Below are 5,792 nucleotides of genomic sequence, written 5' to 3' on the forward strand. Positions count from 1 at the left end.
GTGACCGACTTGTCAGCCAGCAGCTCGAGGGGGCCGGTATGGGCCTGCAGGCTGAGCGGGCCGTTGGCGGCGATGGCGCGGATCGGGCCGGCGTGGGCGTAAAGCGCGGCGTGCTGGCCGGAGACCGAGGCGAAGGTCTGGCCGGCGCTGAGCTGGACGTCGGCCTGCGCGGTCAGGTGCAGGGCGCCGCCGGCGTAGGCGACCGCGCTCTTCTGCGTCGCGAACGCGATCGACTCCGGCGACTCGGCGACCAGCTTGGGATCCGCGAAACGCTCCACCGGTTCCTCGCCCGGTTCGCGCCCGCCACCCGCGGGCTTCATCGCCGACTGGCCGGCGACGCTGTCGGCGTACTTTCCGTCGACCTCGGCATCGAGCGCCTCGCGCAGCGCGGTGAGGCGGGCGTTGGCGTCGAACCCCGGTACCTGCTGCTGCAGCAGGGTCTCGTGCAGGCCCTCGGCGGTGCGTTCGGCGCCCTTGAGCTGGGCCACGGCCTCGGTGATGTCGAGCTGGGTGGAGGCGCCTTCGGCCCGCGCGGTGGTGGACAGCAGCAGGCCCTGGCCGGCGTGGACGTTGCCCCAGCCGGCGCTGGCCAACTCCACGCCCTGGCCGCGCAGGCCGCCGCGGGAGGCGTCCTGGTGCTGCACCAGGTAGCCCAGTTCCAGGCGGCTGTCGGCCAGGCTGGTGTGCAGCCGGGTGCGCAGCTGGCCCGGGGTGTCGTCGAGCACCCACTGCTGGGTTCCGGCGCCGTCGTGGGCGCGACTGTGCAGGCCGCTCAAGGTGCCGGGATGGTTGGACGGTCCGTCAATGCCGCCGGCGAAGGGCGGGGCGACCTCGCCGTTGTACAGCTGCCCGGTTACCCGCGGCTGGTCGATGTCGCCATGCAGGAACTCCGCCAGCACCTCCGCACCTGGTGGTCGCGGCTGGGGCTGACCGCCGCCTCCGGCAGGCCAACCACGCGGGCGGTCTTCGGGCCTGCACGGTCGGGCGGTCGCGCGGCAGCGGGGCCACCGGGGCGGCGGCGGGTACCGCGACGAAGCGATCGCGGTAGCTGCCGCGCTCCAGATCGGGCGAGGCGAGCAGGGCGGTGATGACGCTGCCCAGGTTGTTCATCGCCACGTGGGCGACGCGCAGCGACAGGAACGCCTGGCCCTCGTGGCCGGAATGCTGACTCAGGGTGAATGTGTCGACGGCCATGCCCGCGTTGCCGGTTGCGGTTTCCGCCCGAGCAGCGAGCGGCGGAGCGGAGTATTCAGAGGCCGCCTTGTTCGGCCACCGCCGGGGTTGTGCCGATACAAACGATCCTCGCGCCAGTGGTCGGGTCTGATATTCCTTCAACACTTTGCAATGGTAAGACAGCATTGGCCGCGGATACGCTTGGATCAAAAAACTCCGTGATAACCGTGCTCAGATCCGCAGAAAATACGATGCGATAGTGGTTTCGCGTATGAATATCTGCAGTCTTCTCCGGGCCTGTCTGAATTACCAAGTCAATCGAGTTGCTACCGCAACCGTGACTTTCCAGCGCAAAAATTCTTTCCACTTTGTCGAAACCCGCCTGGGCGAGAGAATGCTCGATATCAGACCCGCCCGAGAACGTGCCAGTAACAAGCTTTCCGGAATCGGATTCACGCAAAGAGAACTTATAGTCGCGTATTTCAACAGACATGGGGCTGCTGAGCCCCGGGGGTACGAACAACTCAGCGCCAACGGGAAGCTTCGCACTGCACCCCGCGGCAACGCAGGTACCGATAACTAGCGCAAGAGCATTCATCTAGTTTCTAACTCCACCAAACTCGTAGAAGGAACAAAACTCAGGCCGTCAATCGCCACATGAGAATTATCTAGAGCGCATCCCTGAATATCCTTTCCTGCCAAATGTCCTGTACGAACGCCCATCGCTGAGTGTAGCTATCTGTGCTGCTGTTAATTACCCTGGTAATATTGTCTGCGGCGGTCTTCGTGATTCCTGTATCGGCATATTCATACAATCGATGTTCAACCCAGAACGCGAGGCCGGAACGCACCGCATAGATCGGCTCATTAACTTTATCTGGGTGCGCCTCAAAATCTATCCTCTCGCCCCAGATTCGCTCGTGTGAAACCGTGAACGCCCGATAGTTTGAACGCCCAGTTAGCTGTTTAAGTCCTCGTCCTCGATATCGCCATCCATCTCCAGGCTGTGTGTTTCCAAGCTTATAACCCTCGCTTCGATTTGCATCACTGTAGGCGTTGTTTGCTATTGCTTCCTCATTGAAAGCATCGCGATCTGCGCGCTCTCGATTTCCTCGATAGTAACTGAGCCTGCTCCTAAATAAACCATCAGATGAGTAACGCAAGTCTTCGCGGAATGCCATGCGCGGTCCAATCTCTTGGCGTACTTGGCCGAAGAAGTGGGTTAGACGCTCTTCGCTATCGAGCTTGCCGTCGTCCATGTTCAAATTTACACCATCAGCTACAATGTGTAGCTGTGTTTCTGGCGCCGCAGCGAATATCATACTTAGCATTTCTACTGTGACGCCGTTTCTTCTCCGGTGGAAATTACCAACGAATCCGACGGGATGCAGATGAAGCGCCTTGCCTCTCTGCAGGAAGCCGTGCTTTCCCTCAATTTCATTCCACCACTGCAATGATTGAATGCGGGCTTTTTCTTGGGTCCAGTCTTCGCGACGTTCCTGGGGGATGTGCCGGTCGATTTCGTCCCACTTGCTCATCGGCCCGGACCACTCGCTTTCGTGTTCGACGATCAGGCGCGAGATGGCCTGGGCCAGCCACGGCTTGGCTAGAGCCTTGCGTAGCTCCTGCGGTGAGAGATGGCCGTCCTTTGTCTTTCCGCCTTCTACCTGATCGATAATGTTATAGAGCCTGCTGAATACGGGACCGGTGTCGACGGGTGCGCCCTCGGCGCTCAATTCGTCTTCTTCGCTGGCTGTGGCTTGGCCCTGTTGGACAACATGGCGAGCATACAGCTGCGCCGGTGTGCTGGTTTCGCCCTTGACGATCTCGAACCCGGGCCAGGCCCAGGGCGAGCACAGGTGTACGTTGGCATGCCCATTCTCTCGGGCCCAGCCTGTTCTGCTCGCGCCATCGGCGGTGCCCACGTCGATCTCCCACCAGCGGGTGCCGTCGGTTTCGGCCGCAGTTTTCTCCAACAGCCTGATTTTCCTTACGCGGAGGAATCCGGCTTTTGGGCCGGAGGCGTTGGCGGTCTGCAGGGGGAATTCGCTCCAAAGAGACGTGGCCGTGCTCGAGGCGCCTTGTTCGGCGACCTGTGAACGCTGCGCCCACACCTCGGTTCCGCCTGCGGGCAGTACCTCGCGCCGCGAATAACTCTGTTGCTGTTCGGTGGTCAGCGCGTTGTAGGTCTCGAGGGAGATCCTGTCCGTATCCGTGACGCCCACGATCATGGACAGAATCTGGCCGCCGCCATAGGTGCGCGTGGCCGTGCTGTATCCGCTCAGCGTGGCTTTCGGAACAATTTGGAGCGCGCCCTTGCGAACCTTGACCCACTCGCCCGACTTCGGGGAGTCGGCGGTTGGGGCAACGCTTTCGCCCGGGGCCAATTGCAGGTCGGGCTCGGCAGGCAACGCCAATGTCGCGCCCGGCTCCACCACAAGCAGGGTCTTTTGCTTGGGGTCAAGTTCCTGGTCGCGGGTCCGGCTCTTGGCGAGGAAGTCCTCCATGTCCTGATGGGTGAATACGTCTACCTGCGCCAGCGGGCGGCCGATGCAAGCGGTGGCAAGGGGATTCATGTCGCCGTAACGTTGGTACTCGCCCAGGTAACCCATCAGGTCGCCTGCCTTTACCGCCACCGGTGCGTCCGGGACCACGATGCCGTCCTTGGTGGGCGGCTCGGCCGCGATGGGCTTCATTTCCGCCTTGAAGGCGGTGGCGCCGGAGATCTCGGCGGGCGTGGTTTGACCGGAGACGACTTCGGTCACCTCGAAATAGCCCTTGTTCGAGGACTCCGCACCCAGGCGCAATTTGGTTCCGCGCGGTGCGAAGCCACAGTAGGTGCCGCTGGCGTCGCGCAGGTTCAGTCCTACGCTGTTCTCTGGAATGTTCGGGTTGCCAGGGTGGCTCGTGCGGCTGTCGTTGGCGTCTTCGCCGACCAGATAGACCGGTTCGCCCCAGTAGTTGGGGCGCTTCTTTGCCTCGTCGTCCTGGTATCCCTTCCAGTACAGCAGGTGCATGTATAAGCTGTAGAACACCAGCGAAGGCTCATCTCCGGATGCAGCGGAGGGGGAGGGCGATCGAGTCTGCGTCTGCGATGCCCCCTGCACCGCGCCATTTTGCCGAGCAGCACCGGTTGCTATGCCCTGCGCTGGAGCGCCTGGCAAGCCGCTCTCAACTGGCGGAGGAGGATCGGCCGGGGTGCCGTCGCCAGAAGTCGTATCGTTGGGGGTGGGGGAAGGAGGCAGCTGTAACCGATGACGGAGAAGAGCGAAGCCGGACGAATACTTAGCCGCTGCGCAGGTCTCGTATTCCACCTCCGGATACTTCTCTCCATCGATTCTCCAAGCGATGACCTCGCCGTCTGCGATGCAGCGCACGCCGCCGTCTTGCGCGAGGTTCGTACCGGTCTGGCTACCGAAGTGGATGCCACCGTGCCATTGGCCGTTTGCGCCGATGGGGAAGAACCCGTCCTCGGCCTTGGCCAGTGCTTCGTAGTAGACCTGCGGATCGTCGATCTCGACGGCCCTGGGATCGGTTGGGTTCGAAACATCCGTCTTGGGAAACGGATAACCAAACTTCTTTAGTGGCGCGGGAGCGCTGTCGTCACTCATGCATGGCGTCCTTGTCTGTGATCGTCAACCGGAGAAGTCGAGCATCCGGTCGGGCTCGAGTTTCAAGATGCCGTCTGGGAGCGAGAGCCTGACATCGCCGCTCACCCCACCCCGAAACGGCTGCTCCCCCGCCTTGACGGTGAAGTTCCCCGGACAGGCGAAGGTGATGTTCCCGCCTTCCAGCGTCACCTGCACCTGCCCGGCCTGCAGCACGATCTTCTCCTTGGCCAGCACGTCGATGCGTTCGTCGGTGGCGGTGAGGGTGACCGACTTGTCAGCCAGCAGCTCGAGGGGGCCGGTATGGGCCTGCAGGCTGAGCGGGCCGTTGGCGGCGATGGCGCGGATCGGGCCGGCGTGGGCGTAAAGCGCGGCGTGCTGGCCGGAGACCGAGGCGAAGGTCTGGCCGGCGCTGAGCTGGACGTCGGCCTGCGCGGTCAGGTGCAGGGCGCCGCCGGCGTAGGCGACCGCGCTCTTCTGCGTCGCGAACGCGATCGACTCCGGCGACTCGGCGACCAGCTTGGGATCCGCGAAACGCTCCACCGGTTCCTCGCCCGGTTCGCGCCCGCCACCCGCGGGCTTCATCGCCGACTGGCCGGCGACGCTGTCGGCGTACTTTCCGTCGACCTCGGCATCGAGCGCCTCGCGCAGCGCGGTGAGGCGGGCGTTGGCGTCGAACCCCGGTACCTGCTGCTGCAGCAGGGTCTCGTGCAGGCCCTCGGCGGTGCGTTCGGCGCCCTTGAGCTGGGCCACGGCCTCGGTGATGTCGAGCTGGGTGGAGGCGCCTTCGGCCCGCGCGGTGGTGGACAGCAGCAGGCCCTGGCCGGCGTGGACGTTGCCCCAGCCGGCGCTGGCCAACTCCACGCCCTGGCCGCGCAGGCCGCCGCGGGAGGCGTCCTGGTGCTGCACCAGGTAGCCCAGTTCCAGGCGGCTGTCGGCCAGGCTGGTGTGCAGCCGGGTGCGCAGCTGGCCCGGGGTGTCGTCGAGCACCCACTGCTGGGTTCCGGCGCC

General features: G+C 63.8%; 4 protein-coding genes. All 4 read right to left on the bottom strand.

Annotated features, from left to right (window positions below):
• Positions 1-899 (bottom strand): type VI secretion system Vgr family protein (locus H0E84_RS17220; protein ID WP_345776338.1); only part of this gene is annotated, 899 nt, incomplete at its 3' end.
• 350 nt (positions 900-1,249) lie between these two features.
• The gene (locus H0E84_RS17225; RefSeq protein ID WP_180679890.1) at positions 1,250-1,771 is read right to left on the bottom strand and encodes a hypothetical protein; all 522 of its coding nucleotides are present in this window, start codon (positions 1,769-1,771) and stop codon (positions 1,250-1,252) included.
• Between the two features lie 70 nt (positions 1,772-1,841).
• Positions 1,842-4,784 carry a glycoside hydrolase family 19 protein gene (locus tag H0E84_RS17230; RefSeq protein ID WP_180679891.1) on the bottom strand — a complete coding sequence of 981 codons (2,943 nt, stop codon included), beginning with the start codon at positions 4,782-4,784 and terminating at the stop codon, positions 1,842-1,844.
• Between the two features lie 24 nt (positions 4,785-4,808).
• Positions 4,809-5,792, bottom strand: a 984-nt coding sequence (locus H0E84_RS17235; protein ID WP_180679892.1) for a type VI secretion system Vgr family protein, incomplete at its 5' end; no start/stop codon positions are given.

It is taken from the genome of Luteimonas salinisoli (assembly GCF_013425525.1).
Taxonomy (GTDB): domain Bacteria; phylum Pseudomonadota; class Gammaproteobacteria; order Xanthomonadales; family Xanthomonadaceae; genus Luteimonas; species Luteimonas salinisoli.

Bases quoted from the DNA above. Each gene is read 5' to 3' on its own strand.
- H0E84_RS17225 (WP_180679890.1), bottom strand. From the start codon at position 1,771: ATGAATGCTCTTGCGCTAGTTATCGGTACCTGCGTTGCCGCGGGGTGC.
- H0E84_RS17230 (WP_180679891.1), bottom strand. From the start codon at position 4,784: ATGAGTGACGACAGCGCTCCCGCGCCACTAAAGAAGTTTGGTTATCCG.